General features: G+C 38.4%; 12 protein-coding genes. All 12 read right to left on the reverse strand.

Annotation, left to right across the window (positions count from 1 at the left end):
* The 12 genes from AC6CH7_RS11445 to AC6CH7_RS11500 are packed head-to-tail and all read right to left on the reverse strand — an operon-like array spanning position 1 to position 14,660.
* Positions 1-2,457: an outer membrane beta-barrel protein gene (locus AC6CH7_RS11445; RefSeq protein WP_498262830.1), complete on the reverse strand. Its 2,457-nt coding sequence runs from the start codon at positions 2,455-2,457 to the stop codon at positions 1-3.
* A 48-nt stretch (positions 2,458-2,505) separates the two neighbouring features.
* Positions 2,506-4,236, reverse strand: a complete 1,731-nt coding sequence (locus AC6CH7_RS11450) for a M56 family metallopeptidase (RefSeq protein ID WP_498262831.1) — start codon at positions 4,234-4,236, stop codon at positions 2,506-2,508.
* Positions 4,237-4,267: 31 nt separating this feature from the next.
* Entirely contained in the window at positions 4,268-4,660 is a 393-nt protein-coding gene (locus AC6CH7_RS11455) for a BlaI/MecI/CopY family transcriptional regulator (protein ID WP_498262832.1), read from the reverse strand.
* Between the two features lie 56 nt (positions 4,661-4,716).
* Complete coding sequence (locus AC6CH7_RS11460) at positions 4,717-5,682, reverse strand: YpdA family putative bacillithiol disulfide reductase (protein ID WP_498262833.1); 966 nt, start codon at positions 5,680-5,682, stop codon at positions 4,717-4,719.
* A 7-nt stretch (positions 5,683-5,689) separates the two neighbouring features.
* Positions 5,690-7,033, reverse strand: coding sequence for a deoxyguanosinetriphosphate triphosphohydrolase (locus AC6CH7_RS11465; protein WP_498262834.1), 1,344 nt, complete (start codon positions 7,031-7,033; stop codon positions 5,690-5,692).
* Positions 7,034-7,054: 21 nt separating this feature from the next.
* Complete coding sequence (locus tag AC6CH7_RS11470) at positions 7,055-8,650, reverse strand: aldehyde dehydrogenase (NADP(+)) (protein ID WP_498262835.1); 1,596 nt, start codon at positions 8,648-8,650, stop codon at positions 7,055-7,057.
* A gap of 25 nt (positions 8,651-8,675) precedes the next feature.
* Positions 8,676-9,527: a fumarylacetoacetate hydrolase family protein gene (locus tag AC6CH7_RS11475; RefSeq protein WP_498262836.1), complete on the reverse strand. Its 852-nt coding sequence runs from the start codon at positions 9,525-9,527 to the stop codon at positions 8,676-8,678.
* Positions 9,528-9,565: 38 nt separating this feature from the next.
* Positions 9,566-11,224 (reverse strand): UxaA family hydrolase, encoded by a 1,659-nt coding sequence (locus tag AC6CH7_RS11480; RefSeq protein ID WP_498262837.1) that lies wholly within the window; start codon positions 11,222-11,224, stop codon positions 9,566-9,568.
* A gap of 11 nt (positions 11,225-11,235) precedes the next feature.
* Positions 11,236-12,915: a DUF4091 domain-containing protein gene (locus AC6CH7_RS11485; protein ID WP_498262838.1), complete on the reverse strand. Its 1,680-nt coding sequence runs from the start codon at positions 12,913-12,915 to the stop codon at positions 11,236-11,238.
* 15 nt (positions 12,916-12,930) lie between these two features.
* The gene (locus tag AC6CH7_RS11490; RefSeq protein ID WP_498262839.1) at positions 12,931-13,266 is read right to left on the reverse strand and encodes a peptidylprolyl isomerase; all 336 of its coding nucleotides are present in this window, start codon (positions 13,264-13,266) and stop codon (positions 12,931-12,933) included.
* Entirely contained in the window at positions 13,256-13,567 is a 312-nt protein-coding gene (locus AC6CH7_RS11495) for an aquaporin (protein WP_498262840.1), read from the reverse strand. The genes AC6CH7_RS11490 and AC6CH7_RS11495 overlap by 11 nt, the downstream gene beginning before the upstream one ends.
* A gap of 19 nt (positions 13,568-13,586) precedes the next feature.
* Positions 13,587-14,660 carry a GTP-binding protein gene (locus tag AC6CH7_RS11500; RefSeq protein WP_498262841.1) on the reverse strand — a complete coding sequence of 358 codons (1,074 nt, stop codon included), beginning with the start codon at positions 14,658-14,660 and terminating at the stop codon, positions 13,587-13,589.
* Positions 14,661-14,673: the final 13 nt, after the last annotated feature.

Raw genomic sequence — 14,673 nt, forward strand, 5'->3', positions numbered from 1 at the left:
TTAGTTCTTCACCCTGTTCTTTTCACTTTCTGCTCCTGATTCACCATGTTTAGCTGGTGTACTAAAGGCTTTTCCAAAACGATAATTAAAGGAGAGCACTGCTGTTCTTGAATCACCTTTGTTGGTCCAGTTCGCTTCTGTTTGTGCAAGATTATTAATAACTCCCCTATTAATTCTACTGTAGAATAAATCATTGATTGCTAGCTTTAACGTAGTGCCAGGCGACAATTTCTTTTGAATGGCTGTACTGGCCTGCCATATACTTTTCAGTTCAAACTGAACATCTATAATCCGGTTTCTATAGTTACCGCTTAATTCGGCATCCCAACCACTTCCCAGGGCAAATTTTGCATTTGCACTTGTAAAATAGAAAGTGCCACTGGTATTTAATTTTCCTGTATAGAAATCACTTATTGTGGTGATATTAGTAAGCTCCTCATAAACATCAATACTAAGCCATTTTGCAACATCAAGTGTCCCGTTGAATGAAATGCTTTTAACCCTTTTTTTTCCAATATTACCAGGTCTGCTGTAGTAAGTACCGTTTAATATCTCTATAGTTTCATTAACTTCATCCCTGGATTTTGAATAGCTTATAGTAGTGGTATACTTGTTTTTATAGGTATGGGACAATTCTATCGATTGAGTGTATGACGGTCTTAGAAATGGATTTCCAACATAAAAGGTAAATTTGTCCAATGGGGAAATAAAAGGATTTAAATCCTGGTAATATGGACGATCAATTCTCCTTCCGTAATTAAGGCCAATTTGATTGTTAGCAGCTGTATCCAATTTATACAATACATATACAGTAGGAAAAAGCCCCGTATAATTTCTTTTAAATGCTGAATCAGGCTTCATTGCGTTACCTAGTTGATGACCATCAGAGATGGTATTCTCGAGCCTTAGCCCAAGTTGTATAGAGAATTTTTTCATTTCTCTGTTTAAGTTCAGGTACGCAGCGCTGATATGCTCTTTGTATATGAAATGGTTGCTCTTGTCAAAATCCGGTTTAGTAATTTCATTTATTGTATAGGCATAATCTGCGGTATTATCGGTTTTAGTATAGCTGGTCTTTATTCCGGATGCCAGCTTCCAATCAGACTTTAACCGCAACGAATAATCAGTTTTCACAGAATAGATATCAATATTTCCCGGAAGGTATCCTGTTAGGATATCTTCAGATTTTAATGATCCGTTCGCAAAAAAGCTTGAATTATAATAAGTTTGATCGGTTTTGTTCCTGTAAGCCAGATAATCAGCATCGGCTGTAATTCCATGTCCTTTTTTATCAAATTGATGTCGGTAGTTTAAATTAACACCGCCATTACTAAAATCAATTACATCAATATTTTTAGCCTTAATTACGGAATCGAGTTGTTGTAGTGAATTCAACAGATTACTTGAATTATTATTTATTTGTGTAGACGCTCTCGACATTCCGCTAACCAGGATACCCCATGTTGTATTGTCAGACTGATAATAATCAGCTCCCGCTTTCGCATTTAAAGAATTTCCATGTCTGTCAAAATAACTGTTCTGGTTGAAATACGATTTTGGACTGTTGTCAGCATTTTTATAGGTGCGGTTGATATCAAGATCCGAAAAGCCAGTATTATAGTTATAGCTGAAATTTAAAAAGTAATTAAACTTATTGTTCCTTAGGTTGAAGTTCAGACTATTTAGTGTTCTTGTTTTTTGGCCTTGATTAAGACTTAAGTTAAAACCGCCATTAAAACCTTTAAGCCTTCCTTTTTTGGTTCTTATATTAATTACCCCGGCGTTACCAGCTGCATCATACTTAGCAGGAGGATTTGTCATGATCTCTATTTGCTCTAGTGACGAGGACGGCAACGATTTCAAGTAGTTTTCCAGATCCGCCCCGGATAGGTATGTTGGTTTATCGTCAATGAGTACCAGCACCCCGTGCTTGCCTTTTAAGCTTATTACCCCATTCTGGTCAACCTGCACACCTGGTGATTTCTCCAGAACTTCTAATGCAGTAGAACCGGCATTGGATATCTGGGCATCTACATTTACAATCACCCGATCAATCTTACGTTCAATAAAAGATTTTTTACCGGTAATATTTACCTGATTAAGGCTGTTACTGGAAGGAATAAGTTTAATATTAGGGATAAAAAAGTTAGGCTGTGCTGCATTTAAAGTGATCACCTCACTCTTATAGCTGGTATAACCCATTGCAGAAACTTTTATTTGATAGTCTCCTGCTTTCAACTGATTGAAACTAAATTTACCATCGCCTTCAGTAAAGGTAGATTTCAGTAAAACTGAATCTTTAGCATTAAGCAAAGCAACTGTGGCCAGATCAAAGGCTTTATTTTCTGCATCCCTTATCTGTCCGGAAATACTTGCCTCAGTCTGTTGGGCGAAGGAAACAATTGGGGCAATACAAATCCCTATGGCTAAAATAGCCAATATCTTTTTTGTCATCATCAAAAATTAATTTTTAAAATCCGGGCACGGCAAGCCCTTATCGCTATTTTAATCCGTGCTTACTGTTGTAGTAATTGTTCCCTTACGATTTTTAAGATACTTTTTCATGTACTTCTGGTGAACGGCATCTGATTGTTTCCTTCCATTAATAATTAATTCATCCGCATCCAGCTTGTATTTAAAATTATTTGTTGGTTGTAATAAACCATCGTTTTGCAGTTCCTTAGTCATGTCATTTGGTTCTGCCGGATCCTGAATCACTACTCCTTCACCCACCCTTACTTTTGGAGTTACTGGCTGGGCAGGAACATATGGTTTTCTATACACAGGAGCTATCGGGGCTACTGGCACAGGGGGAACCGGATAATGTTCCGGATCCGCCGCGTATTTTGCCGCCTCGTCTGCATATTTTGCGGCATCCTTTTTATACTGCTGGCTTGCTGCAGCGTATTTTTCGGCCTCTTTTTGATACCGGGCAGCATCAAAAATCTTGTTGTTTAGGTCTTTCTGCCTTGCTATGTCAGGTGCTATTTTTGCCCTTTCGGCTTCCCCCCTTTTTTGTTCGGCAATAACCCTCACTCTTTCTCTTTCCTGTTCTGCAGTTTTGGCATAGCTAGCTTTCTTGTGTTTAACTGCCGGTGTCTTTTTAGCGATACGTTTGGTTGTGTTATGCTTTATAGTTGTATCCTGATATGGCTTTATACCAACCACTCCACGAATCGGACTTTTATCGGCAGCAACAGTTTTTGTACTTCTGGTAAAAGCTGCTGTAAAAACCAATGTTGATATTAAGGTAACGGTCAGAATAATCTTCTCCATTTTATTCAGCGAAGAACTTTTGTTGAAGACCATCCTGCTCACACGCTCCAAAAGCTGATGCTTTCTACCGGTAAGTGCCATAACATATTGGTTTGATTGAAATTCCTGGCAAGAAACAAGCGCTTGAATATAGTCTTGCTTATTTAAAGTACAAGTTAATGCAAGATCATCGCAGCAGTTCTCTCTTTCTTCTTTGATCAATTTAGACAGCCACAGTACAGCGGGATTAAAAAAGAATATGATTTCAATCAAGCTTTGAAGTATATTTACCAAATAATCACTACGCTTAATATGCGCTAGTTCATGACTGATTATCGCTTCAACTTCAGCGATCGACAGCCCATTTAACAAACCAAGTGGAATCAATATCACCGGCTTCAGGTGTCCTACAACAACAGGTACTTTCGTAATTCCAGATTGTAGTATCTGAATACTTTTGGGGATCTTTAATTTAATTGAAAGTTCGGTTACCTTATTTTCCCAGAAATTACCCACTGAATAGATCTGGGTATTCTTTAGATAGTAAATTGCATGCATTCCCATCATAAGCTGGATGCATTTAATGCAAATGATCAAAAACCAAATCATTACTATTTGAACGGAATAAGATGTCCATATATTCATCAAAGATCCCATTCCATCAATAAATCCAGAACTGCCCTGAGTTAAAGATTGAGAATTGATTGGAGTGATGGCTTCTTTGCTTATTTGGGGAGAGAAAAATGTCGCTCCCCCTGACTTAGCCAAACTTTGATGAATACTCCCTGAATTTAAGGTATCATAAAACACCAGGCTCATGATGATCACAAACAAAACCAACACAGCAGTAAGTAAATTATACCTTATTGCAGCACTATTTTTTCTTGTGGTAACTATAATCAGACTTGTTAATAAAGCAAGGATCATCCCTATCCATAATGAATGGAAAAAAGTGATACATAAAGCATATTGAAATTCCATAATTGTGGTTCTAAAATTATTCGAATTTTTATTATTTATCTAGTTTCTTTAACATCTGTTTAATAGCATCAAGATCTTCTTTAGAAGTCTTTTTGTTGCCTAATAATTGCATTACTAGTTTGGAAGCAGATCCTTTATACAAAGTATTTACAAAACGGTTCAACAGTTGATCCTTAGTTTTATTTTCGGCCTCTACGGGAATGTATATATGCTTCATCTGCCGCTCATCGCGTTTAAGGATCCCTTTATCTGCCATGATTTGCATTTGCTTAAGTGTCGAGGTGTAATTTACATCTCTTTGCTCATTCAATGTGTCATTAACAAATCGCACTGTTGAAGGGCCAAATTCCCATAAAACCTGTAAAATTTCAAGCTCTGCCCTTGTAGGCTCAGGAATAGCATCTATAGGTATATTTTGTTTCATAACATAAAGGTAGGATAACTTTCGTACGAAACAAATAATATGTGAAATATTTTTTTTTAAGCTTTCTTTTTAATATCGCTTATGATCTTAACAGCATGGTCTCTCGAGTTTTCTATAAACCATAAATGAGTATCCATACCTCCGCAAACTACACCAGCCAAATAAATACCTTTTTCATTGGTTTCCATTGTTTGTGAATTGTGTTCAGGCAAGCACTTGTCATCTTCACTAAGTTTCACGCCAAATTTCCTCAGGAGCTCAAAATTGGGCTGATAACCCGTTAAGGCCAGGACAAAATCATTAGGTATAGTAATTATTCCCTCTGGTGTAAGAATATCTGCGGTATCTTTAGTTATGCTAACCAATCGAGAATTGAAATAAGCTTTAATGCTTCCTTCCTCAATGCGATTAATAACATCCGGTCTAACCCAGTATTTAACGCGCTTACTTATCGATTCGTCGCGTACTATCATAGTTACATCAGCGCCTTTTCGATAAGTTTCCAATGCAGCATCCACCGATGAATTACTGGCTCCAATTACTATAACATTTTGCATTGCATAATAATGAGGGTCTTTATAATAGTGTGCAACTTTGGGAAGGTCCTCCCCAGGTATATCTATTTTGTTCGGAAGATCGTAAAACCCGGTAGAGATGATAATATTTCTGGTGAGATAGCTTGATTTTGAAGTCGTTACTATAAAACCAACATCTTGCTTCTCAACGTCATCAACCGATTCAAAAAGCTTTGTATTTAATTCAAATTTAAGTGCAACCCTGCGGTAATACTCTAATGCTTCGGCCCGCGTAGGTTTAGGATTATTTGAAACAAAAGGAACTCCCCCTATTTCCAGCTTCTCTGATGTGGAGAAGAAAGTCATATTCTGAGGGTAATTGTATAATGAATTTACCAGACATCCTTTTTCGATGATCACATAAGATAAGCCCGCTTTCTTAGCTTCAATGCCGCAGGCAATACCAATTGGGCCCGCTCCTATAATAAGTATATCTGTAACTTCCATTTTATTATTAACTCATTGAAGGAAAAGATATTCCCTTAATTTTCCTAAATAACTCAACAGCATAGATGTCTGTCATTCCTGAAACAAAATCCAATACACTTTGGATTTTAGAATAAACATCATCTTTCTCTGTTAAAAATTGCTTTGGTATCAATTCAACCAGCTTCTTATGGTATTTTGATTCGTTTTGCAGATAGGCCGGAATAAACTCTTCTAAAAGCCCTCCCATTACCTGATAACCTGCCACTTCAATCTGTACAACAGAAGAATAGTTATAGATTTTCTTAATCGAAATCTTTTCTATTTCTTTCATCACAGATAAGAACGGCGCTTCAATAGCATCCATCAAACTTATATTGAAATCACCGTTTAATATTGACTCCTGTTCCTGATAAAATACATTTGAACATTGCCATATCAATGTGCTTATCGATTTTGCCCTCATCAGCGTAATTTTGGCATCATCATCTTCCATTTCAGCTAATCTTGATGGCATTTTAGTATCATTACACAAGGGCAAAAGTAAAGTCTCAACTTCCTTGTACGAGAGGATTTTTAAACGATGAGCATCCTCCAGGTCAATAATATTATAACAAATATCATCTGCCGCTTCTACTAAATACACAAGTGGATGCCGCTTATAAATCAAAGGTGATTCCTGAACCTTAATAAGGTCCATCTCTGCAGCAATCTTTTCAAATCCGCTTTGCTCTGACTGGAAGAAACCGTATTTTTTAGTGTAAATATTCTTTTTATTATGCCCTGCTACAGATGCACATGGATATTTAGCTATCGCAGCAAGTGTAGAGTAAGTTAATGCAAATCCTCCTGTTCCTTTTCCTGCAAATGGATGGGTCAATATTCTTAATGCATTGGCATTTCCTTCAAAATGGATCAAATCTTCCCACTGCTCTTCGTTTACCTGCTCCTGATATACTTTTCCATCACCACTGTTAAAATAGTGCGATATGGCTGATTCACCAGAATGACCAAAGGCCGGATTACCCAGATCATGAGCCAGGCAAGCAGATGCAATAATGTTTCCTATTTCACATAGCAGCGGACAGGTTTCATCTATATTGATATCTGAATCTTTTATTCTGTTGTAAAAGATCGTACCCAATGAACGCCCAACACTTGCAACTTCCAGGCTATGTGTAAGTCGGTTATGAACAAACACGCTGCCTGGTAAAGGAAATACCTGGGTTTTGTTTTGTAATCTTCTAAAAGGCGATGAAAATATGATCCTGTCATAATCTCTTTGAAACTCAGAACGAGCTTCTTTTTGATTTCCAGTAAACCTGTCTTCATTTCCCCATCGTTTTGATGACAATAACTTTTCCCAATTCATAGCTTAAAAATAAGCACGAAGTTAAGGTATTAAATCAGTTTTCCATGAGCCATCTATCAACCTCAAAATACTCAGCGGGTTATTGTTTTGTAATGCCGCAGGAAGTAATTCATCTGGAATATCCTGATAAGATACCGGTCTTAAAAAACGATAAATTGCTGCAGTACCCACAGATGTTGATCTTCCATCGGTAGTTGATGGGAATGGTCCACCATGCTGCATCGAATGACAAACTTCTACACCTGTAGGAAAACCATTATAGATCACACGGCCAGCTTTTTGGGCGATTATATCAATTACAGGAATTAAATTACTTTTATCCTCAGGCTCGGCATGAACAGTAGCGGTAAGCTGCCCTTCCAGTTGATTTAAGACCAGCTGAAGCTGCGCTGTATCTTTAACCAATACAAAAAGTGTTACCGGACCAAAAACCTCGTCGTTTAACTGTTTATTCGAAAGAAAATCATCGGCTGAAACCGTAAAAGCAATTGGTCTGGCTTCATTTCTCTCGTCATTTGCTAATTTTGTTCCCTCAGCCAAAACACTAACTCCGCTAACTGTTTTAGTCATTTCAATACCTTTACTGTACGATTGGCAGATATTCTTGTTTAGCATTGTTGCAGGTTCAGTTGCTCCCAGATGTTGCACAAAGTGATTTAGAAAGCGCTTGCCCGCTTCACTTTCTATTAGCAATACCAATCCAGGATTAGTACAAAATTGGCCTGCCCCCATAGTTACTGAGCCAGCCAATCCTTTAGCAATTGCTTCTCCTTTTTCTTTTAATGCTTCTTCCATCAAAATAACCGGATTTATAGCACTCATTTCTGCATATACAGGTATGGGATCGGGTCTATTCGCAGCTGCGTTAAAAAGGGTCATGCCTACTTTTCTGGATCCTGTAAAACCTACTGCTTTTATCGCAGCGTGCTGTACAAGTCTTACCGACTGATCGTTAGTAAGGTTTAAGGCCGAAAATACACCCTCAGGCATGTCTGTTCTTTTAGCTGCCTGAATAATTGCAGAAGATATCAATTCGCTGGTGCCAGGATGAGATGGGTGTGTTTTAACAACTACGGGACATCCTGCAGCGAGTGCCGAAGCAGTATCACCTCCTGCCGTAGAGAAAGCCAATGGAAAATTACTGGCACCATAAACAGCAACAGGACCAATTGGAATAAGCATTCTTCTGATATCAGATTTTGGTAATGGTGTTCTTTCAGGTTGCGCAGTATCTATTCTTGCATCCACATACCAGCCATCGCGTAGTAACTGGGCAAACATTTTTAACTGACCACAGGTACGGCCTCTTTCACCTGTTATTCGTCCAATGGGCAAACCGGATTCTGTAACAGCTCTTTCTATCAATGTTTTTTCCAATGCCATTATTTCTTCAGCAATTGCTTCTAAAAACGCAGCACGCTCAATTGTTGAAGTATTCTTGTAGCTAACAAAAGCATCCTGAGCTAATGATAATGCCCTTTCAAGTTCTTCTTCTGTTGCGTAAGTAAACTTTTCTGATATTAAAACATTCTCAGTGGGATTGAAAGCCTGAAAGCTATCGGCTCCATTGCCGCTACGAATATTTCCAATAAAATTCTCACCTGTTGTAGACACCATACTTAGTAAAATTTAAAGCTATCCTTTATACACGAATAGCTATGTGATTTGTTAATGTTCCAATATTATCAATACTTATGCTAACCTCGTCCTTTTCATTCAAAGTAAAGTCATTAGGAGGTACAATACAAGTTCCGGTCATTAAAAAACATCCGTTTTTAAAGTCGCACTCAGCATACAAATAGATTACTAACTCATTCAGAGAGCGTTTCATTCTGCTAATAGAAACCGAATCACGAAAAACCTCACTATTGTTTCGTTTGATAACCATCTCTATCATTGTTTTATCTGATATGGGCTTTTCAGGTACATATAAACACGGACCCAGTGCAGCACTCCTTTCATAAATCTTTGCCTGCGGCAGATACAACGTATTTTCTCCTTCAATGCTTCTGGAACTCATGTCGTTTCCTATAGTATAAGCCTGTATGTTTCCAGAAGAATTGATAAACAAAGTTAATTCGGGTTCTGGCACGTTCCAGGTCGAATCTTTTCTAATGTTTACGTGTTGTTTATGGCCAGCTACACGATGAGGTAATGATTTGAAGAATAATTCAGGACGATCTGCATCATAAACTTTGTCGTACATGCTTGCTCCACCGGAATCTTGAGATTCCTCTTTTCTGGCATCCCGACTGCGCAGATAGGTTACTCCCGCTGCCCACACTTCCTGTTGTCCAATTGGTGCCTCAACATCGTTTTCTAATATTGCTAACGCTTTATTTTCCTGCAAGGATTCGGGGTGCTCAGTCAGTACATGAACTAAATATTGGTAGAGGTTGTCATTGTTAATCAATGTATCCCAATCAATATTCAGTAAATAATATCCCGCATCACTATGCAAAATAGCGCCTTGTTTAGTTTTATATAATTTCATAATTTATTTATTCGTTTTAATTTGAACTTGTCTGTCTGTTATAAGGATATCCCTCTTTTCCAGGGAATAAAATCGTTGTGACCTAACGCTTCAGCCTTAGCTTTAACCGCCCCGCTTGCGATCTCTATGATGTAATCGAGGATTCGTTCTCCTACCTGTTCAATGGTTTCTTCACCAGTTATTATTGTGCCTGCATCGATATCAATAATGTCATTCATCTTTTTGTACAGAGTTGTATTGGTTGATATTTTTACTACAGGTGCAATAGGATTGCCCGTCGGGGTGCCCAGTCCGGTTGTGAAAAATACAAGTGTAGCTCCCGCTCCAACCTCTGCCGTTGTCGACTCTATATCGCTACCTGGTGTACATAGCAACGTTAGTCCAGGTTTTGAAACCTGCTGAGGATAATCAAGAACATCAATAACCGGCGATGTGCCTGCTTTTTTAGCTGCACCAGCAGATTTAATGGCATCAGTAATTAAACCGTCACGAATATTGCCTGCCGATGGATTGGAATCAAAACCTGAACCAACAGCTTTAGCTCTTTCATGATAAGCAGTCATTAAGGTCATGAACTTCCGGGCAATGGACTCATCTATACAACGATCGCTTAGTTCCTGCTCCACGCCACAAAGTTCCGGAAATTCCGAAAGTATTACTGATGAGCCCAAAGCAACCAATAGATCTGAAGTATACCCCAAAGCGGGGTTGGCCGAAATTCCTGAAAAACCATCTGATCCTCCGCACTCCAGTCCAATACAAAGTTTGCTTAAAGGAGCGGGTTTGCGCTTAAGTTCATTGGCCTGCATCAAACCTGCAAAGGTTTGTTTTATAGCCAGTTTCATTAATTCAGATTCGGTTCCTACCTGTTGCTGTTCAAAACAATACAAAGGTTTAGAAAACCGAGGATCTCGTTTTGCAATCTGCTCTTTCAATAGCGGTATTTGCGCGTTCTGACAACCAAGACTTAACACAGTAGCTCCTGCAACATTGGGATGCGTTATATATCCGGCAAGCAAGCCACAAAGGTTAATGGTATCGTCTTTTGTGCCACCACAGCCTAACGAATGTGTTAAGAATTTAACGCCGTCAACATTCGGAAACACCCTGTTTTCTGCCTCTGCATCAATACCTAAAGTTTCTATGTCTATACTTAATATATCCTCAACAGCTATACCGGCCCTGTGCATCTTAACCAATTGCTGTACCTGCTTGTAATAAGATGAGTCATTGTCATGATACCCCAATCCTTTCATAAAGGCATCCTGAATAACCTGTACATTCTTGTTTTCACAAAATACCAAAGGGATAATCAACCAGTAATTGGCCACACCAACCTTGCCGTTATCTCTATGATACCCCATAAAAGTCTTATCGCTCCATGAAGATACTTCCGGCACTTCCCAGCCAGTTTTTCTTTCCTTAAGCTTATAGTTATTAGCCGCATGACTAACATTGCCCGTAGTAATTACTTCGCCTTTTTTAATCGGTTTAGTTGCCTTACCCACAAGCACCCCGTACATCAGAACATCATCTCCGGGCAGTAAGTCTATAGTCGCAAATTTATGCTTTGCCTGAACATCTGTAACCAGGTCATAAGTTCCCGCATCACTATTTATGGCATCACCGGCTTTTAAATCCGATAATGCTACCTCTATATTATCTGTACGATTTATTTTAAGTGTTTTTGAATTCATTAATCAAGTATTTATTTTTCTAGTATTCGTTTCATGGTCTGATCTATCCATTCTTCTTTCTTGGGGAAATAAGCGTAAGTTTTTATTTCAGATAGCATGGGATCATCCTGCTTAATACCGGCCGACTGCAGAATGGCATAGTCCTGAAGAGATTCTGCAAATACTTCCCATCTTATAGAATCGTATGGGCCATCTGGTCCAGGATAAACTACAAAAGGATCTCCAACAGCAATTCCAGGATAAGCACTTCCAGACGCATTGGTAAAAGGATCAATAGGTTCTTCTTTTTCCACTACGTTCCAATAGTTGTACCCCCAGTGTAAAAAGCCCTGGGCTTTCAAATGATAGAATAAAAAACCTGACATTCTGATTTTAGCAAGAGGAGTATCATAGAACCGATTAAGCCACTGATCTCTAGGTCCTGTGCAGTAATAAACCCAATGAGGAATATTCTCTTTAAGGTAATCACCAGCCGAACTAATGATCGGAATCGGTATATCAGTTAATCTCTCTCTTCCGTATCTAACATCACTTAATGCATCCATCACTTTCATCCAGGGAGCCAGTTCCTGCAATATCTTTCTAGCCCTCTTGTAATTTTGTATATGCTCCGATCCGGGCTCATCCGACAAATGGAAGTAGGAATCATCTAATACGTTTTCCTGCTTAAGGAAGCGATGAAACTCCGGTAGGTACTGTTTTAAAAAATTCAGGTAAACCGGAGATGTTGCTGAAAGATTTTCGTCCCAAAGCAGTTCGTATTTGTCACCTTTTTTTGTGTAAACATGCATTGCATTTTCAACGCCCCAGTAAAGAAAAAGATGGCCCCATTCAAATTTTTTGTAGCCCAATTCCTTGGTCATATCAAGGAACCGTTTGATACGCGACCAGTCAAAACTATATTTACCGGGACTAGTTTCATCGATAATCAGCATCTGACAAGGCTTTTTAAATACTGTTTTAAGTTCAAACAAATTTTGAATAAAGGCTACATCATTTCCATGATCAATTAAATTCTTCATCTGTGCTTTAGTAAGCTGCCACCACTTCTCATCATACATTTCAGTTTTATACTGAGCCCAGGTAGCTTCACCTCGCCACCAATGGGTTACATGAAAGTTCTTACGGGGCTGAACGATAAGTTTGCTAATGTTTAACTCAACCAGAAGTATTTTCTCCATATTTACCTTTCCTTCATTCCAGCTTACTTTTACTTTGCATTGGTGAATACCAGGTTCTATATTTTCCGGAATCCTTAGGGTAACCCAAAATGAACGGCTTGCGTATGGATTAGCATCTACGCGGGTAAGCGGATAAAGCGGATCTGGTAACATGCCCGGTAAGAAACCAATCCCATCCAGCTCTTCCTCCCGTACATCAGTATTAAAGTTTTGAAAGGGAACCAGACCTACATAACGGACTTCATGTTTCACTACACCAGCTTCCATAGTACAGGCAATCTGTACCCTGTCTTTCATATTGCTATGAAAGCCAACCTGAAAGGATACTCTACTGTTTCTAGCTACGATTAGGGTAAGATGATCATTGGCTTTACCTGGAGATTGAGGAAAGATTCGTTTCAGCGAGCTTTCCAGCCAAACGTCCATATTTTTATCTTTACCCAGGGCATCCTTATGCAACAGCAGGCCTAATAAAACAAATACAAATGCTATTTTTTGAACTCTTTTCATTTTTTCAAATCCTTTCTAACAGCAACCCGTCGGACCACAATAATCGTCTGACACCAATGGAATTAACCCCTTTTCCAATTCTTCTTCACTGGCATATCGAACCTTGTCTACAATAACCCTAATATGGAATTCATCATCTAAGCCTTCAAATCCGGTTTCCTTTGATAAAAAAAACTGTTTTTCTTCTCCTTCGTTTAAACCTTTAAGTTCAGCTTCCAAAGAAGGAAGAATTGTTCCATGACCATGTAAATAATTGATTGGTAACCCATCCAAAATATCCACAAGTATCTCTCCTTTACTATTTTCCATCTTATATCTAATGGATACAACAGTTTTATCATCAATTCTCATAAGCACCAATTCTTAATTTTTCAACTTCTGTATGCGTTTGTGGAATAAAGGTTTCAGCTAATAAAAATTTACAGACTACAACAGCCAGGGCGATGCTCACCGCAGGATTCATATGCGCACCTGAAATACTTCCAAAAGCGTAAATCATACTCATTACAATCAAACCAAAGGTGATTGCTATACCCATATGCGTTACTACTCCACCCGATTCCTGGTTAATGATAATTGCCCCTGTACCACAGAAAACCATTATAAATGTGCTTATAAATTCAGCGGTATATTTTCTTACTGGACTCTGCATTTTTATTCTTCTGATAGACCTAATCGATAATTCTGTGTGTTGGTTTCGGGTATCCCGGTTTAAATGAGGAAATATCTTTCGTAATAAATTTATACCCTGAACTTGCTTCAATTTTACTGATTGTATTAAACACCAACGCTTCAAGATGTTCAGGCTCTGTTTGCACTCTTGCATTAATCAGTATATCTGCCTTTGCCGAAACTGTTTTTTTTGTCTCATTGATAGAGGTTTGCACTCCCGATGTAAAGCTTATCTTCTTCTGTTGCACACCATCGTCAATAAAGAATTTTAAATGACCTATTGGTGATTTCTGTCCGGTTATTTCCCAATGAATTTCTTTTGCTAGCGCTACTCCTGCCTCAAACGCGTTATTTTCATCAGCAAACAGCTCCATTTCAATATCAAGCCAGGCAAGCTCTGCTTCTCCTGCTCCATAAATATCATAGTCGATTTCCAACGAGCTTCTCGCACCTGATTTAAAATTTTCCAAAGTAACTAACCACTGGTTTATACTCTCTTTATCAAGCGAGTTTTGAAACAGAATTGTTTTTTCAGGAAACTTACCATTTACCAAACATTCCATCTTGTTTAACTCATCGTCAGTTAAAGAATCGATCTTGTTGACAATAAGGATATCCGCCTCTTCAATTTGTTTCTTATAAATATAAGTTACACTATCCACAAATAACGGTGCAGACTGGAGCATTGTCGGCAACACATTTGCATCCACAAAAACAGAGATGACGGTTTCTATATCCTTGCGAAATTTTTGTAGTGGTTTTACCACTGTAGCAATCATATCTGCGCAGGAACCCACGGATTCGGCAAACACTATCTCTGCATAATGAGATTCTTTTAGCACCTCAATTAAGCTGTCTACTTTATCATAATTACAACAAAAACAGCCATCTGTAACTTCCATAACTGGAACATTTGAATTGCGCATGAATCTGGTGTCCACCAACTGCACCCCCTGGTCGTTTGTGATTACACCAACATTCACCTTTTCTTTCATTAATTGAGTGCAAGCATTTTGAATAGCTGTTGTTTTACCGCTACCCAGAAAACCGCCGATCAGATATAACTTCATCATTTCTATTTTAATT

This window comes from Pedobacter sp. GQ55 (assembly GCF_059758925.1).

Bases quoted from the DNA above. Each gene is read 5' to 3' on its own strand.
- AC6CH7_RS11445 (WP_498262830.1), bottom strand. From the start codon at position 2,457: ATGATGACAAAAAAGATATTGGCTATTTTAGCCATAGGGATTTGTATT.
- AC6CH7_RS11450 (WP_498262831.1), bottom strand. From the start codon at position 4,236: ATGGAATTTCAATATGCTTTATGTATCACTTTTTTCCATTCATTATGG.
- AC6CH7_RS11455 (WP_498262832.1), bottom strand. From the start codon at position 4,660: ATGAAACAAAATATACCTATAGATGCTATTCCTGAGCCTACAAGGGCA.
- AC6CH7_RS11460 (WP_498262833.1), bottom strand. From the start codon at position 5,682: ATGGAAGTTACAGATATACTTATTATAGGAGCGGGCCCAATTGGTATT.
- AC6CH7_RS11465 (WP_498262834.1), bottom strand. From the start codon at position 7,033: ATGAATTGGGAAAAGTTATTGTCATCAAAACGATGGGGAAATGAAGAC.
- AC6CH7_RS11470 (WP_498262835.1), bottom strand. From the start codon at position 8,650: ATGGTGTCTACAACAGGTGAGAATTTTATTGGAAATATTCGTAGCGGC.
- AC6CH7_RS11475 (WP_498262836.1), bottom strand. From the start codon at position 9,527: ATGAAATTATATAAAACTAAACAAGGCGCTATTTTGCATAGTGATGCG.
- AC6CH7_RS11480 (WP_498262837.1), bottom strand. From the start codon at position 11,224: ATGAATTCAAAAACACTTAAAATAAATCGTACAGATAATATAGAGGTA.
- AC6CH7_RS11485 (WP_498262838.1), bottom strand. From the start codon at position 12,915: ATGAAAAGAGTTCAAAAAATAGCATTTGTATTTGTTTTATTAGGCCTG.
- AC6CH7_RS11490 (WP_498262839.1), bottom strand. From the start codon at position 13,266: ATGAGAATTGATGATAAAACTGTTGTATCCATTAGATATAAGATGGAA.
- AC6CH7_RS11495 (WP_498262840.1), bottom strand. From the start codon at position 13,567: ATGCAGAGTCCAGTAAGAAAATATACCGCTGAATTTATAAGCACATTT.
- AC6CH7_RS11500 (WP_498262841.1), bottom strand. From the start codon at position 14,660: ATGATGAAGTTATATCTGATCGGCGGTTTTCTGGGTAGCGGTAAAACA.